The organism is Streptomyces prasinopilosus (genome assembly GCF_001419695.1).
GTDB classification, from domain to species: Bacteria; Actinomycetota; Actinomycetes; order Streptomycetales; family Streptomycetaceae; genus Streptomyces; species Streptomyces prasinopilosus.
Genome location: NZ_LIRG01000040.1, coordinates 1 through 12,972, shown reverse-complemented (window position 1 = coordinate 12,972; position 12,972 = coordinate 1). Strand labels below are relative to the sequence as shown.

Below are 12,972 nucleotides of genomic sequence, written 5' to 3'. Positions count from 1 at the left end.
CGAGGACCTGGCCGCCCAGGTGGACCCGGAGTACGTCCCGGGACCGGCGACGCTGCCCTGCTGACGCGCCCCTTCGCGACACCGCCCGCCCGCGGCCGACCGCTCCGGCCGCGGGCGCGGCCGGAGCCGGGGCCGCGGCCACTGGAGAACCGCCGGACCTCGGAGGACCGTCGCACGTCGGTCGTGGGCGAGCAGGCCCTCGGCGGGACGGAGGCAGCGGTGGATCCGGGGCCGGAACACGTTGAACCAGGGGGCCGGCCCCGGATCCCTGTCCGCGAGCGGACGCGTCCCCCGCCCTGTCTCCGCATCCCGCCAACCGGCGTTGACCTCAAGCGTGGTTGAGGCGTCAGGCTTCCCGCAGAACCCGAGAGGACACAGGGAGCGGGAAGAGATGAAGGCGATACAGGTGACGGCGTTCGGCGGCCCCGAGGCGCTGACCGTGGTGGAGATGCCGGATCCCGAACCGGGGCCCGGACAGGTCCTGGTCGATGTGGCGGCGGTGGACGTGATCAACCTCGACACCCATGTCCGCACGGGTGCCTGGAAGGACTTCTTCCCGGTCCCGCTGCCGTACGTCCCGGGAGGTGCGGTGGCCGGGACCGTCACAGCGGTGGGCACGGGCGTGCCCGGGACGCGGGTCGGCGAACGGGTGGCTGCCTGGCTGGACGGGGTCAGCGGCGGGTACGCGGAGCGCGCGGTGGCCGACGCGGCCTCCACGGCCCCTGTCCCGGACGGCGTCGATCTGCGGTCCGCCGCGGCGCTGATGCACGATCTGCCGACCGCGCTGCTGCTGCTCGACCTGGCGGAGATCAAGCCGCGGGACCGTGTGCTGATCACCGGCGCCGCCGGGGCGATGGGCCTGCTGCTGGTGCGGGCGGCGCACGCGGCCGGTGCGGTGGTGGTGGGCGCGGCGCGGGGTGCACGGAAACTCGAACTCGTCCGTGAGCAGGGCGCGGACGCGGCGGTGGACTACTCGGCCGAGGGCTGGGTGGAGGCGGCGAGGACGGCCGCCGGTGGAGAGTTCTCCGTGCTGCTGGACGGCGTCGGCGGGGAGTTGGGGACCGCCGCGCTGTCGGCGGCGGGGGACGGCGCGCGCATCTCGACGCACGGAGCGGCAGCGGGTGGATTCGCCCGGGTCGATACGGAGGTCGTCGCACGGCGGGGACAGCGGGTGAGCGGGATCGCCGCGGTGCGGATCGGACCGGACCGTGCCGGGGCGGTGCGGCGCCGCTGGGAGGAGGCCCTGCGAACGCGGTTCGCGGAGTTCCGGCCGGTGATCGGGCAGACGTTCGCGTTGGAGGAGGCGGGAATCGCCCATACGGCCATCGAGGCCCGGGAGGCGCCGGGCAAGACGCTGCTGATCCCCTGACGGGGCACGGCTCTGCGAGGGGAGTCGGGCTCCGGCCGGTGACGGCGGCGCAGTGGTGCGGGCCGTCCCGGCGCCCGTCCGCACCGCCCGCGCTCCCACCGGCCGGGATCCGGCCGCCCGGGTGGACCCGGAGTACGCCCCGGGACCGGCGACGCCGCCCCTCCGAGAGGCCGAACCAGCCCGGCCCCCTCCCGGCGCTCCTCACTCCGGCCCCTGCCTCTTGACCTGGCCTCGGCCCCGGGGCGACGGGAAGCGCACGAGGCCGCCCCTTCCCGTACCGGGTCCGCGCAGGACCCGTGCACGCCTTCGCCCCTGCCTGCCCGGCGGCACCGGGCGCGCGGAGACGGAGGCGCTCCGTGGCGGTGCGGTCAGCCGGCTGCCCCCTGGGGGGAGGCGCCGGTGGCTTCCCGGGTGGCCGCCCAGGACGCGAGCAGGCGCAGGCCCTCCTCGGAGGGGCTGTCGGGCTCGGCGACGTGGACGGTGAGGGTGAGACCGGGTCCGGCGGCCGTCTCCAGGCCCTCGTAGGCGAGGGTGAGGTCGCCGACGGCGGGGTGGTGGCAGCGCTTGGCTTGGTGCCGGTGCCGTGGCGGCGGACGTCGTGGGCGCCCCAGCGGGTGCGGAAGGCGTCGCTGCGGGTGGACAGCTCGCCGACGAGGTCGTGCGGCTCCTTGTCGTGCGGGTCGCGGCCGACCTCGGTGCGCAGGATGGCGACGGAGGTGTCGGCGGCCTGGTCCCAGTCGGGGAGAAGCGGCGGGAGGCGGGGTGAGGAAGGTGGAGCGGGTGAGGTTCACCTGGTTGCGGGGGCCGGCGTTTGTCCACCTCTCGACCGTACGGGCCGCGCGCCGCGGAAGGGATGTACCGCTGGTACACCTCTCGCCGGTGACTCGCTGCGTGCGCCGGGAGCGGGTTACCTGGTTGGTGTGGTCCTTCCCGCCGTCCGGTGGCGGTGGGGAGGCGCCACGGTCCCGTGCCCGCCGGCAGCAGCGGCCCAGCCCTCTGTCGCGGCCGCGGGCGTACCCGCACGCGGTCCGCCCCGGGCGGTCCGACCCCCGTACGTAAGGAACCCCTCATGCGCGGAGCAGTGATCCACGCCCCCGGCGACGTGCGCTTCGAGACCCTGGAGGATCCGAGGGTCATCCACCCCACCGACGCGGTCATCCGCACGGCCGTGACCTGTGTGTGCGGCTCCGACCTGTGGCCCTACCGCGGCGCGGAGCCGATCGGCGACCCGCACCCGATGGGCCACGAGTACGTCGGCTTCGTGGAGGAGGCCGGCGACGAGGTCACGTCCGTGAAGCCGGGCCAGTTCGTCGTCGGCTCCTTCGCCACCTCGGACAACACCTGCGCGAACTGCCTGAACGGCTTCCCGTCCCACTGCCTGCACCGTGAGTTCATGAGCACCTGCCAGGCCGACCGCGTCCGCATCCCCAACGCCCAGGGCACCCTGGTCGCCACCGACGAGGTGCCGGACGAGCGGTTCTGGCCCGGCCTGCTGGCCGTCTCCGACGTCATGGGCACCGGCTGGTGGGCCGCCGACGCCGCGGAGGTCGGGCCCGGCTCCACCGCCGTGGTCGTCGGGGACGGGGCGGTCGGCCTGTGCGCGGTGATCGCGGCCAGGGAGAGGGGCGCCGAGCGGATCATCGTGATGAGCCGCCACGAGTCCCGCCAGAGGCTCGCCCGCGAGTTCGGCGCCACCGACGTCGTCACCGAGCGCGGCGACGAGGGCATCGCCCGGATCAAGGAGATGACCGGCGGCATCGGCGCCGATTCGGTCCTGGAGTGCGTCGGTACCGCCCAGGCCGTGCGGCAGGCCCTGCACTCGGCCCGGCCCGGCGGCAACGTCGGCTTCGTCGGCGTCCCCCACGGCGTCGCGATCGACGGACAGGAGCTGTTCTTCTCCCACGTCGGCCTGCGCGGCGGTCCGGCCCCCGTGCGCCGTTACCTGCCCGACCTGATCGACCGCGTCCTGTCCGGCCGGATCGACCCGGGCAAGGTCTTCGACCTCACCCTGCCCCTGGACCGGGTCGCCGAGGGCTACCGGGCCATGGACGAACGCCGGGCCGTCAAGACCCTCCTCACGCCCTGACCCCGTACACCGGCGACACCCCGTGCTCCGCGTGTTCCGGACCGCTGCGGGTAGCAGGGACCTGTCTGTCCGTCGCCGGTGGCAGCGCAGCCCACGGCCGAGAGCGAAAGAGGTGCGGTGTGTCCGCCTCCCTGGTAGAAACCGTCGACATCGAGGCCCCCGTGTCCGTGACCTGGGCACTGTGGAGCGACGTGACCAAGTGGCCTTCCTTCCTCAGCCACGTCCGCATCGTGCAGCCGCTCGACGAACGCCGCTTCGCGTGGCAGCTGTCGTTGCCCGGTGCGGACAAGAACTTCGTCGCCGAACTGACCGAGGTGGTGCCCGAGAACCGGATCGCCTGGCGGACGACGGAAGGGGTCCACCACGCGGGCGTGGTCACGTTCCACCGGCTCGGCGACACGTCGAGCAGGGTGACCCTGCAGATCGAGTACGACCCGCAGGGCTTCGTCGAGCGTCTGGGGGCGCTGACGAATCTCGACTCCACGCTCGCCAACTACGACCTGGGCGAGTTCCAGAAGCTCGCGGAGACCGCGGCCGCCGCTTGAACCCGCGTCGGACGCCGGTGGCCGCCACGCCTTTCCCCTCGTGCCGGCCGTAGTCGCCGCCCCGACCTGGTACGACGCCACCGCGTTCGCCGGTACGCTCGCCGCGACGGACGCCTCCGGAGTCACCCGCTGTACCGTCGAGCTCGACCGGAGCCCCACGACCGCCGGCGGTGCCACCGTGACGCGGACCGGCACCGCCGTCACTCGGACGGGGCGCACCGACGACACCGTGGCGAGGCCCTGACATGCGACGCGTGCTGCTGACCCTCGCCACGGTGGCGGCTCTGACAGGCTGCTCGGTCTTCGGCCGGGACGCCTCCTGCACTCGGGCGGACATGGACTCCGCGGTCTCCGTGGTGTGGCGGCCCGCCGACTTCGGCGGCACGGACGCGGCGGTGGTCCGCGTGTGCGTGAAGGACAGGTGCGAGGAGCGGGAGTCCGGCGACGCGGACGACCCGGTCGCGGGGGTGTCGGTCCGGCTCCCGGACGACGTCGGCGCCGTCACCGTCCCGGTGCGCCTGAAGGTGACGGCGGCGCGGGACGACCGGATTCTCGTGGACGCCGGCCGCCGCGCACGGTTGACGGAGCAGCACCCCAACGGCACCTCGTGTGCGCCCGGAGCATGGACGGCAACCTTCCGCGCCGACCCCGACAAGGGGCTCACCTCACCCGAGGGCCTGTCCCTGCGGTGAGACGACCGGGCCCTGACCAGGGCGAGCCGGTCAGGCCCTCGTCCCCTCCCGGAGGAGAGGGCCCGATTGCCCGGCGGGCCGGTTTCCGGCTCTCCAGGTCAGCAGCTCCGTAAGGCAGTTGCCCGACGATCGCGCTCCGCTCGTCGACGGCCACCCGGGCCCACGGCTCCCCGGACGGCTCTCCCTATCCGATGCCGGTGGCGTCGAGCAGCCGGACCACGTCCTTGCGCCCGTACCCGAGCAGCCGGGCCCGGTGCACGCCCGTGAGCAGCAGGTGGGCGGCGAGGTGCGCCGCCTCTCCGTCCCGCTCGTCGCCGAGCCACTCCGGGGGCTTCTCGATCCCGAGGCCGTTCATCACCAGCTCGTGCCCGCGCCGGACTTCGGCGACGGTACCGGCGACCGCGTCCAGCAGCGTCCTGCCCGGCCGTTCGCACTCCAGGGCGAAGTGCCCCCGGTCGACCGGCAGGCATCCGTCCGGCGGCCGCTCCCGCAGTCCCGCGTACCGCTCGTCCCCGAACCCGGCCGCGTCGAACTCCTCGTGCACCAGGCAGAACCGGTGGAACCCGGCTGGCACCGGAGGCGGTGACGGCGCGCACTCCCAGCCCGCGTCCTCGTACACCCGCCGCTTCACCTCCTCCCCGTCGGCGTGCGTCACGGTGAGACCACTGGCGTCGTTGCGGCCGGTGGTGGTGCCGTCGGGATTGCGGTGAAAGGACAGACTCATGGGTGCTCCCGTGATCCGCGAGGGGAATGAGCAGGGACGAGGGGGGTGAAGGAGAATCCCCCGTCGCCGGATCAAACGGCTCACGACCCCCGCCCGTGCCCGCCCTCGGCGTCCCCACCCGATCGCGTGAGGACGGGGGTGCGGGTTGACATCCGGCGGCCCGCACCCCGTACTCGGCCACCGTGCACGGCCTCCGGCGCGGCCGGCGCCGACCCGTGCGTACAGGGGCCCTTCGGTCACGAGGGGCTCGCCCCTCCCCCGGCATCCGGTGGAGGTTCGGCGGGAAGGGTGTGACGCCTGCCCCATCGAGACGCCGGAGGAGGGACGGGGGACGCGTCCGTGAGCCTTCCTCCGCCTCTCCCCCCACCGGCGGAGCGGAGCACTCGGGTCCCGGCCGGCCCCTTTCCCTCCTGAACAGGGCCCCTGCCACGCCACCACACCCGCCGACCAGCCCCTTTCACCTGTCAGCGCGGGAGGGAAGAGGAGCACCGACTTCCAGGAGAAGAATCCGAAATAGTAGAAAGTAAGCACACTCGACACCTTTGACGCCCTTGAAGTGCCTCCACCCGCAGTCAGGAGAGGGCGTCAACCACTTGCAATGCGCCATACATCTATCGAGGGTGTCTCGAATCGATCTTCAACCGTCCAAGACGATCACCTTAGGATTGCAACACTGCAATGCCCTGCTTGAGGTGCGGGCATATGCGGGGGGAATGGGGGATGGTTTGGCGTATTGACAGGTGATCTGATCCCTGTCGGTGGGGGGAAGGCGCCTCCGAACGGGGAGCGCCGATATCTACGTTCTTGGAGGGCGAGCAATGGATCCGGTCGCGGGATTCACTTTCGGCGCGGGATTGCTGACGCTGGGCGCGGTGGTTCATTACATGAAGAGCCAAGTCGCGAGCGGCAGCATCCACCGCAACTCTGCGATTGGAATTCGGACCAAGGCGACGATGTCTTCCGACCACGCATGGCAGGCAGGGCACGCCTCAGCGGCCCCGATGCTGACGGTGACCTTCCTGACCGCCTATGCCACAGGTGCCCTTTCGCTGGCACTCGGCCTGGCGCTCACGCTGAGCGATACCGAGAATGCGGCTGTCGTCATTGTTCCGTCGGCCGGCCTCGTAGGGGTTCTCGGACTTCTCACCGCAGCAGCGATCAAGGCGAATTCGACTGCGCGTGCAGTCGGTCATTCAGACAGATAGTTCAGCTCACGCTGAGCTGCATGACGGAGGACAACGTGAAGTTCAGGTCGAGAAACACGGTCGTCGCAGTGGCGGCCGGCGCCATCCTCGTGGCAGGCGGCGTCACCACCCAGACCGCCTTCGCCGCCGACGGGCGCGAGGCTTCCGCACCGGGCAAGGCGCAGCTCAAGGTGACGGCGCAGGGGACCGTCAAGTACACCGATGCCGAGCTTCTCCAGCTGCTGCTCGCCGCCCAGGGTCCGATCGCGGAAGCGCACCCCGAGCTGAAGCAGATGCTCGGATTCAACCCCGACAAGCCTCACACCGACGAGGAGGCGCTGAACCAGATCATCACGCAGTTCCTGGCCGCCCACCCCGGGTTCCACGAGAACGTGGCGGTGCCGTTCTATTCCGGCGACCCCGTGCGCGTCGACGCGGCTCTCCGTGACTTCTCGATCTCCTTCAACAAGTGGGTCGAGGAGACCGCCGAGCCGTCGCCCAACGGCGAGGCGCAGCCGGCCGGCTGGTTCTGGATGGGTGCGAACGTGGCCATCTACGTGAACGCCGTGGGGGCCGCCAACGCCGTCGCGTACACGAATGCCGGGGTCGCCACCAACGCCCTCGCGACCCTCGTGGTCGTCACGTGGTACCTCGAGGACGGCAGCCCGACCGGCTCGGGCATCGAGCGCGACGCGTTCGTCGAAGCCCTGACCTCCGCGCTGACGTGAGTCACGACCCGGCGACCACCGAGCAGAACGCCGATGAGCGGGCCGCCGAGAGGGAAGGGTCCGGGCCGATCCGCTCGGCACCGGCCCTGGTCTCCGCCACGGGCGGCATTCTCCTGGTCGGAGTTCTGCTGGCTGGATCGATCTTCTTCTCGCTCCCGAGCAACGTGCTCTCCACACGCGACGGGGGTGAACTCCGATCGCTGTCAGCGAGGTTCCTGCCCCAGAGCTGGGCATTCTTCACGAAACCTCCGAACGACCCGGAGTTCGTCCCGTACGTCGTGTCTGACGACGGTGTCGCCTATGCGGCGCGACTGCCCAATTCGCGCTCGGACAATCTCTACGGCCTCACGCGACGTCAGCGTGCTCAAGGGCCCGAGGTAGCCGGCATGGTGAACCAGGTGCAGGAGTGGGAGGACTGCGAGGAGACGGAAGGAGACTGCCCAGTGGTGGTCGCCGGGTCTTCGGCGCCTGTCTCTGTCACGAACTCGTCATCGGTCCCCACCCTGTGCGGGAGATTGGTGCTCGTGGAGACGAGGCCTGTCCCGTGGAAGTTCCGCGAAAAGTATGAGGGGTGGCGTCTCGACAAGAAGGCTGCTCTTGTGGAGGCGAAGTGCTCACGAAGAAAGTAGTCGCTTCGATGGAACGGGCCCTCTGGCGCTTCCCCGCCGAGTCCCGTGCGCTCGGTGTGGGCAGATCCACGATCGCGCTCGCCCAGGCGTCCATCATGATCTTCACGCCGGCGTCCTACCTCTTCGTTCCGGTGGGCGCGGACGAGACAAGGATCGACTGTTCGACGTCGGCCCAGGCCGTCTCGTTGTACTGCCTGGCCGACTCCGCGGATCGGCAACTCCTCAACCTCCTCGTCCTGGCTTCCCTTCTGGTGGTCGCGAGCGGGATCCTTCCTCGCTACACGACGGTGCTCCATTTCTGGACGTCTCTTTCCATCGGGCAGTCGATATCACTGCCCGACGGTGGCGACGCCGTCGCGCAGGTCGTCACCTTCTTCCTCATTCTGGCCTGCGCCAACGACAAGCGGACGTGGCACTGGCAGAAGCCGGACGACCGGGAAGGGAAGGGATCGGTCCGGCAGGGCATCGCCTGGGCCGGCTGGTGGGGCGTGCGACTCCAGGTCGCGTACATCTACCTCAACAGCGCGGTGGCGAAGCTACCCGTCGACCAGTGGGCGGAGGGCAGTGCGACCTACTACGTCGCACGCATGGAGAACTTCGGGGCGGGCGGCCTGTTCGCCGATCTTTTCCGGTGGGCGACGAGCATCACCCTCATCGCCCTCCTGTCCGCCTGGGGAACGATTCTCGGAGAATCCCTGATCGCGTTCCTCCTGCTGCGACGCGGATCCCGGCAGGCGCTCGCTGCGGCTGTCAGCACGTGCCTCCATCTCCTGATCATCCTGCAGCTCGGAATCGTCTCCTTCGGATTCATCATGGTGGGGGCGGTGATCTGCGCGGCTTCCAGAGGCATCGATGCGCATGCTCCGCGATGGAGGGATGCACTCGCGCGCGCCCGAGGTTCCGCCCCGGGCGGTCACCCCGCCGCGCCGGCGGATCCCGAGCCGGCCGGCAGGACCGACGCGGTGAAGATCGGAGCATGAGGTGACCGGGCCGCGGGGCCCGGGCGATGACGGGCACGGTGTCCCCCTCGGCCGGGAACGGCGGCGGGTCCAGGGCGGCGCGAAGAGAGGGACGCGCGGGAACTTCGCCGCAGCACCGGTGACACCACCGGCAGCGTGGAACCGTCCCCCTTGTGCACCGCGCGTCAGTGTGCGGTGCGCAAGGGGCTCAGTAGTAGACCGCGATCCTGCCCCGGGGTCCTTCGACGACCTCGACAGGGGTGTCGAAGATGTCCGTGAGGATGTCGTCACGCATGATCTCGTCCGGGCTGCCGAAATGGCGCACGGTCCCGTTCTTGACCGCGCAGATGCGGTCGGCGTAGTGGCCGGCGAAGTTGATGTCGTGCAGCACGATCACGATCGTGCGCCCGAGTTCGGTGGCCGCGCGGCGCAGGTGCTGCATCATCTGTACGGAGTGCTGCATGTCGAGGTTGTTGAGGGGTTCGTCCAGCAGCAGGTAGTCGGTGTCCTGCGCGAGCACCATCGCGACGTAGGCGCGTTGCCGCTGACCGCCGGACAGTTCGTCGAGGTAGCGGCCTTCGAGCTCCCGCAGTCCCAGGAAGTCGATGGAACGGCTGACGACTTCCTCGTCGTGGGGGGTGAGGCGCCCCTGCGAGTGGGGGAAGCGTCCGAATCCGACGAGCTGGCGCACGGTGAGGCGGGTGACGAAGTGGTTCTCCTGGCGCAGGATCGAGACGATCTTGGCGAGGTCCTTCGAGTTCGTGCCGGCGATGTCGTAGCCGGCGATCTCGATCGATCCCGAGTCGATGCCCAGCAGTCGGCCGATCATGGTCAGCAGTGTCGACTTGCCGGCGCCGTTGGGGCCGACGAGTGCGGTGAGTCCGCCGGCGGGGATGGTGAGGTCGACGGGGCCGATCGCGACGTCGCTGGTGTAGCGCTTGGCGACCTGCGTGAGGGTGATCACAGCCGTCCCTTTCTCAGGATGTGGACGAGGAAGAACGTGCCACCGACGATCTCGATGATGACGCCGACCGAGCCGGCCGCGTAGAAGACGTTCTTGAGGACGAAGTAGGCGCCCCCCAGGACGACGACGCCGGTGAGCCAGGCGACGGGGAACACGTAGCGGTGATCGTGGGTGTCGGCGAGCTGGTAGGCGAGCATCGCGACGAGGAACCCGAAGAACGTCATCGGGCCGATGAGCGAGGTGGAGACGGCCATCAGCACCGAGACGAGCAGCAGCACGACGATCGTCTCGCGCCGGTGGTTCACGCCGAGGTTGAGGGCGGCCTCGCGGCCGAGCGCGAGGACGTTCAGGCGCCGTCCCCCGGCCCACAGCATCCCGCCGGCGACCGCGGCGATCGGCAGGGAGAGGGCGAGGTAGCTGGCGTCGGCGTTGGCGATGCTGCCGATCAGGCGTGCGGTGAGCACGTCGAACTCGGTGGGGGTCAGCATCCGTTGCATGAAGGTCGCCAGCGCCCCGAGACCGCCGCCGAGGACGATCCCGATCAGGAGCATGAGCTGGAGGTTGCCGTACTTGCCCGACAGCAGCCGGCCGTAGAGCACGGCGGCGAAGCAGACCATGAGGACGACCTGCGTGACGAATTGCCACACGCCTTGCACGAGGGTGGCGCCGGCGATGCCGAGGAAGAACACCGCACCGGTCTGGATCACCCGGTAGAGGGACTCGAATCCCATGATCGAGGGAGTGATGATGCGGTTGTTCGTGACGGTCTGGAACGCGACCGTCGCCAGCGCCTGGCAGAACGCGACGAGGACGACGATGACGACGTTCGTCGCCCGTAGCTCGGCTATGCGCCAGAAGCCGGTACTGCCGAAGGGCATCGGGTTGTCCCAGGCGAGGTTGCCGAAGACGATGAGCACGCTGAGGACGGCCAGCGTGGTGAGGACGGCCCAGTAGCAACGGTGTGCTCGTGCGGTCGGCAGGGCGCCGGAACGGCGGGCCGTGCGGGGGGAAGCGGGGGCGAGAGTCTGTTCAGGCATGGCGGCGCTGTCTCAGCAGGAGGGAGATGAACACGACCGAGCCGAAGATCGCCAGGATCAGGGCGACCGGCACCTCGAAGGGCATGACGACGACGCGGCCGATGATGTCGCAGACGGTGACCGTCGCGATGCCCGTCAGGCACACCCAGGGCAGATTCGATCGGAGGTCGTCGCCGCGGAACAGGGAGACGATGTTGGGGACGATGAGTCCGAGGAAGGGCAGGTTGCCGACGACGACGGTGACGATGCCGGTGGCTCCGGCGATGAGTCCGGTACCCAGCAGCACGATCCTGTTGTAGTTCAGGCCGACGTTGGTGGCGATGTCCTGGCCGAGACCGGCCACGGTGAAGCGGTCGGCGGCGACGAACACCGCCACGACGATGATCGCGACCGCCCACAGCGGTTCGTACTGGCCGCGCAGCACCGAGGTGAACGAGCCCAGGAACCACACCCCCATGCTCTGCAGCATGTTCGTGGACAGCGCGATGTAGGAGGAGACGGCACCGACGACGGCACCGAGCATCATGCCCACGACGGGGACGATGATCGAGGAGCGCAACGTCACCCGGCGCAGGAACAGGAAGAAGATCATCGTTCCGGCGAAGGCGGCGACGACCGCGGCGCACATCTTCACCAGCAGCGGCGCCCCGGGCACGAGGACCGTGATCAGGAGCAGCCCGAGTCCGGCCCACTCCGTCGTGCCGGTGGTGGTCGGTTCCACGAAGCGGTTCTGCGTGAGCTGCTGCATCACCAGGCCCGACATCGCCATCGCGGCTCCCGCGAGCACGAGCGCGATGGTCCGGGGGACACGGGTGATGGTGAACATCTCGGCCCCGTCCTGCGCGCCGAAGATGTCGTAGACACCGACGAAGAGGGACAGGACGACGAGCCCCGTGGTGACGGCGAGGCCGATCAGCAGCGGCCAGGTGAACAGGCGGGCCTTGGGCACGCGGGTGCGGGAGGGCCCGGCGGCCGCGCGGGGTGGACGCTCGACTGCCGGGGTGCCGGTGGGCGGGAGGGACATGCCGGTGCGCTCTCGGTCGAGGACGGGGTGGTCCGTGCGGCATCGGTGGTGTCACCTCGCCACGACGGGGCTGCGGGCCGGACCGGGAGCGCCGGTCCGGCCCGCGGTCTCAACAGGCCGTGCCCGAACCGTCAGGCGTTCGCCTCGAGCTTGTCGGCGAGGTCGTTGAAGAAGGCGGTGTAGGTCTGAATGCCCTCGTTCACGTAGGTGAGCTGCGGGAAGTAGACGATGTTGTCGTTCTTGACGGCGGGAACGTTCTTCAGCGCCTTGGACTCCACCAGCAGTTCGTTGGACGGAACGTAGGCTTCGGACGTGTTGGCGCTGACGGCCGCGTCGCGGTCGAGCACGATCATCAGATCGGGCTTCGCTGCGGCGATCGCCTCGACGGAGAGGTCGTCGCCCTGGTGGTCGGTGGAGCCGTCGGCCTCGATCGCGGGCGTCAGGCCGAGGATGTCGAAGACCGGGCCGACCGTACGGCCGGTGCCCGGTGCCGCGTAGTTGATCTCGCCGCCCGAGGTGATCACCCCGATCACACCGTCCTTCGGGTCGTAGGCGTCCTTGGCCCGTGCGATCGCGGCGTCGAAGTCCTCGACGAGCTTCCGCGCGTCCTCCTCATGCCCGAAGATCTTCCCCAGACCCTCCACCTGCCGCTTCAGTTCCTCGTCGAAGGGCTTTCCCTCCCGCGGGTCCAGCTCGACGATCGCCGCGTCGGGGGCGAGCTTCCTGATGTCCTCGCGGTACGAGGCGAAGCGCTGCCCGTTGATGACCAGGTCGGGCTCGACCGCGACGACCGCCTCGAGGTCGGGTTCGTTGTGCGACCCGAGGTTCACGATCGACTTGTCGGTCTTGTAGGGGTTGTCCTTCGCGATCAGGTCGACCGGGGCGGCGGCCAGTTCCACACCCCAGTCGGACAGCGTCTGGAACGTGCGGTTGTCGGTCGCGACGACGCTCTTCGCCGGCACCTCGACCTTCTGCGTGCCGTGGTTGTCCTCGATCTCGACCGACGACGCCGCGGTCTCCTTCGCGGCGGC

Annotated in this window: 14 protein-coding genes and 1 pseudogene; 9 read left to right on the top strand and 6 right to left on the bottom strand. The window is 70.1% G+C overall.

Annotated features, from left to right (window positions below; genetic code table 11):
* The first annotated feature begins 391 nt into the window (after positions 1-391).
* Positions 392-1,369 (top strand): zinc-binding dehydrogenase, encoded by a 978-nt coding sequence (locus AOK18_RS02595; protein ID WP_055693186.1) that lies wholly within the window; start codon positions 392-394, stop codon positions 1,367-1,369.
* A gap of 368 nt (positions 1,370-1,737) precedes the next feature.
* On the opposite strand, the pseudogene AOK18_RS30240 reads toward AOK18_RS02595, so the two are convergent.
* Positions 1,738-2,178: pseudogene (locus tag AOK18_RS30240) on the bottom strand (MmyB family transcriptional regulator); the annotation flags it as partial.
* A gap of 260 nt (positions 2,179-2,438) precedes the next feature.
* On the opposite strand from AOK18_RS30240, the gene AOK18_RS02585 reads away from it, so the two are divergent.
* The 4 genes from AOK18_RS02585 to AOK18_RS02570 all read left to right on the top strand — a co-directional run bounded on the left by AOK18_RS02585 (position 2,439) and on the right by AOK18_RS02570 (position 4,692).
* Entirely contained in the window at positions 2,439-3,455 is a 1,017-nt protein-coding gene (locus AOK18_RS02585) for a zinc-dependent alcohol dehydrogenase family protein (RefSeq protein ID WP_055693184.1), read from the top strand.
* 119 nt (positions 3,456-3,574) lie between these two features.
* Positions 3,575-4,000 (top strand): SRPBCC family protein, encoded by a 426-nt coding sequence (locus AOK18_RS02580; RefSeq protein WP_055572556.1) that lies wholly within the window; start codon positions 3,575-3,577, stop codon positions 3,998-4,000.
* Between the two features lie 40 nt (positions 4,001-4,040).
* The gene (locus tag AOK18_RS02575; RefSeq protein ID WP_055693183.1) at positions 4,041-4,244 is read left to right on the top strand and encodes a hypothetical protein; all 204 of its coding nucleotides are present in this window, start codon (positions 4,041-4,043) and stop codon (positions 4,242-4,244) included.
* A gap of 1 nt (position 4,245) precedes the next feature.
* Positions 4,246-4,692, top strand: coding sequence for a hypothetical protein (locus AOK18_RS02570; protein ID WP_055693182.1), 447 nt, complete (start codon positions 4,246-4,248; stop codon positions 4,690-4,692).
* A gap of 184 nt (positions 4,693-4,876) precedes the next feature.
* Here the strand turns inward: AOK18_RS02570 and AOK18_RS02565 are convergent, their stop codons facing one another.
* Positions 4,877-5,416, bottom strand: coding sequence for a hypothetical protein (locus AOK18_RS02565; protein WP_055693181.1), 540 nt, complete (start codon positions 5,414-5,416; stop codon positions 4,877-4,879).
* An 818-nt stretch (positions 5,417-6,234) separates the two neighbouring features.
* Between AOK18_RS02565 and AOK18_RS02560 the strand changes: the two genes are divergently transcribed.
* Genes AOK18_RS02560 through AOK18_RS02545 form a run of 4 tightly spaced genes read left to right on the top strand, consistent with a single transcriptional unit; the run spans position 6,235 to position 8,937 of the window.
* Complete coding sequence (locus AOK18_RS02560; protein WP_055572552.1) at positions 6,235-6,621, top strand: SdpI family protein; 387 nt, start codon at positions 6,235-6,237, stop codon at positions 6,619-6,621.
* A gap of 20 nt (positions 6,622-6,641) precedes the next feature.
* Positions 6,642-7,328, top strand: a complete 687-nt coding sequence (locus tag AOK18_RS32795; RefSeq protein WP_157865001.1) for a sporulation delaying protein family toxin — start codon at positions 6,642-6,644, stop codon at positions 7,326-7,328.
* Positions 7,325-7,957: an SdpA family antimicrobial peptide system protein gene (locus tag AOK18_RS02550; protein WP_055572550.1), complete on the top strand. Its 633-nt coding sequence runs from the start codon at positions 7,325-7,327 to the stop codon at positions 7,955-7,957. Before AOK18_RS32795 ends, AOK18_RS02550 begins: the two co-directional genes overlap by 4 nt.
* Complete coding sequence (locus AOK18_RS02545; RefSeq protein WP_139058380.1) at positions 7,939-8,937, top strand: sporulation-delaying protein SdpB family protein; 999 nt, start codon at positions 7,939-7,941, stop codon at positions 8,935-8,937. The genes AOK18_RS02550 and AOK18_RS02545 overlap by 19 nt, the downstream gene beginning before the upstream one ends.
* A gap of 187 nt (positions 8,938-9,124) precedes the next feature.
* Here the strand turns inward: AOK18_RS02545 and AOK18_RS02540 are convergent, their stop codons facing one another.
* From AOK18_RS02540 to AOK18_RS02525, 4 genes are all read right to left on the bottom strand, one after another.
* A complete protein-coding gene (locus AOK18_RS02540) occupies positions 9,125-9,880 on the bottom strand; it encodes an iron ABC transporter ATP-binding protein (RefSeq protein WP_055693179.1) in 756 nt (251 codons plus the stop codon).
* Positions 9,877-10,917 (bottom strand): iron chelate uptake ABC transporter family permease subunit, encoded by a 1,041-nt coding sequence (locus AOK18_RS02535; protein ID WP_055693178.1) that lies wholly within the window; start codon positions 10,915-10,917, stop codon positions 9,877-9,879. Before AOK18_RS02535 ends, AOK18_RS02540 begins: the two co-directional genes overlap by 4 nt.
* Positions 10,910-11,941, bottom strand: a complete 1,032-nt coding sequence (locus AOK18_RS02530; protein ID WP_079039765.1) for an ABC transporter permease — start codon at positions 11,939-11,941, stop codon at positions 10,910-10,912. The genes AOK18_RS02535 and AOK18_RS02530 overlap by 8 nt, the downstream gene beginning before the upstream one ends.
* A gap of 131 nt (positions 11,942-12,072) precedes the next feature.
* Positions 12,073-12,972, bottom strand: a 900-nt coding sequence (locus tag AOK18_RS02525; RefSeq protein ID WP_055693177.1) for a siderophore ABC transporter substrate-binding protein, incomplete at its 5' end; no start/stop codon positions are given.

What these genes read in the sequence shown, in the direction of transcription:
- AOK18_RS02565 (WP_055693181.1), bottom strand. Translation starts at nt 5,416, where the DNA reads ATGAGTCTGTCCTTTCACCGCAATCCCGACGGCACCACCACCGGCCGC.
- AOK18_RS02595 (WP_055693186.1), top strand. Translation starts at nt 392, where the DNA reads ATGAAGGCGATACAGGTGACGGCGTTCGGCGGCCCCGAGGCGCTGACC.
- AOK18_RS02570 (WP_055693182.1), top strand. Translation starts at nt 4,246, where the DNA reads ATGCGACGCGTGCTGCTGACCCTCGCCACGGTGGCGGCTCTGACAGGC.
- AOK18_RS02530 (WP_079039765.1), bottom strand. Translation starts at nt 11,941, where the DNA reads ATGTCCCTCCCGCCCACCGGCACCCCGGCAGTCGAGCGTCCACCCCGC.
- AOK18_RS02560 (WP_055572552.1), top strand. Translation starts at nt 6,235, where the DNA reads ATGGATCCGGTCGCGGGATTCACTTTCGGCGCGGGATTGCTGACGCTG.
- AOK18_RS32795 (WP_157865001.1), top strand. Translation starts at nt 6,642, where the DNA reads ATGACGGAGGACAACGTGAAGTTCAGGTCGAGAAACACGGTCGTCGCA.
- AOK18_RS02585 (WP_055693184.1), top strand. Translation starts at nt 2,439, where the DNA reads ATGCGCGGAGCAGTGATCCACGCCCCCGGCGACGTGCGCTTCGAGACC.
- AOK18_RS02535 (WP_055693178.1), bottom strand. Translation starts at nt 10,917, where the DNA reads ATGCCTGAACAGACTCTCGCCCCCGCTTCCCCCCGCACGGCCCGCCGT.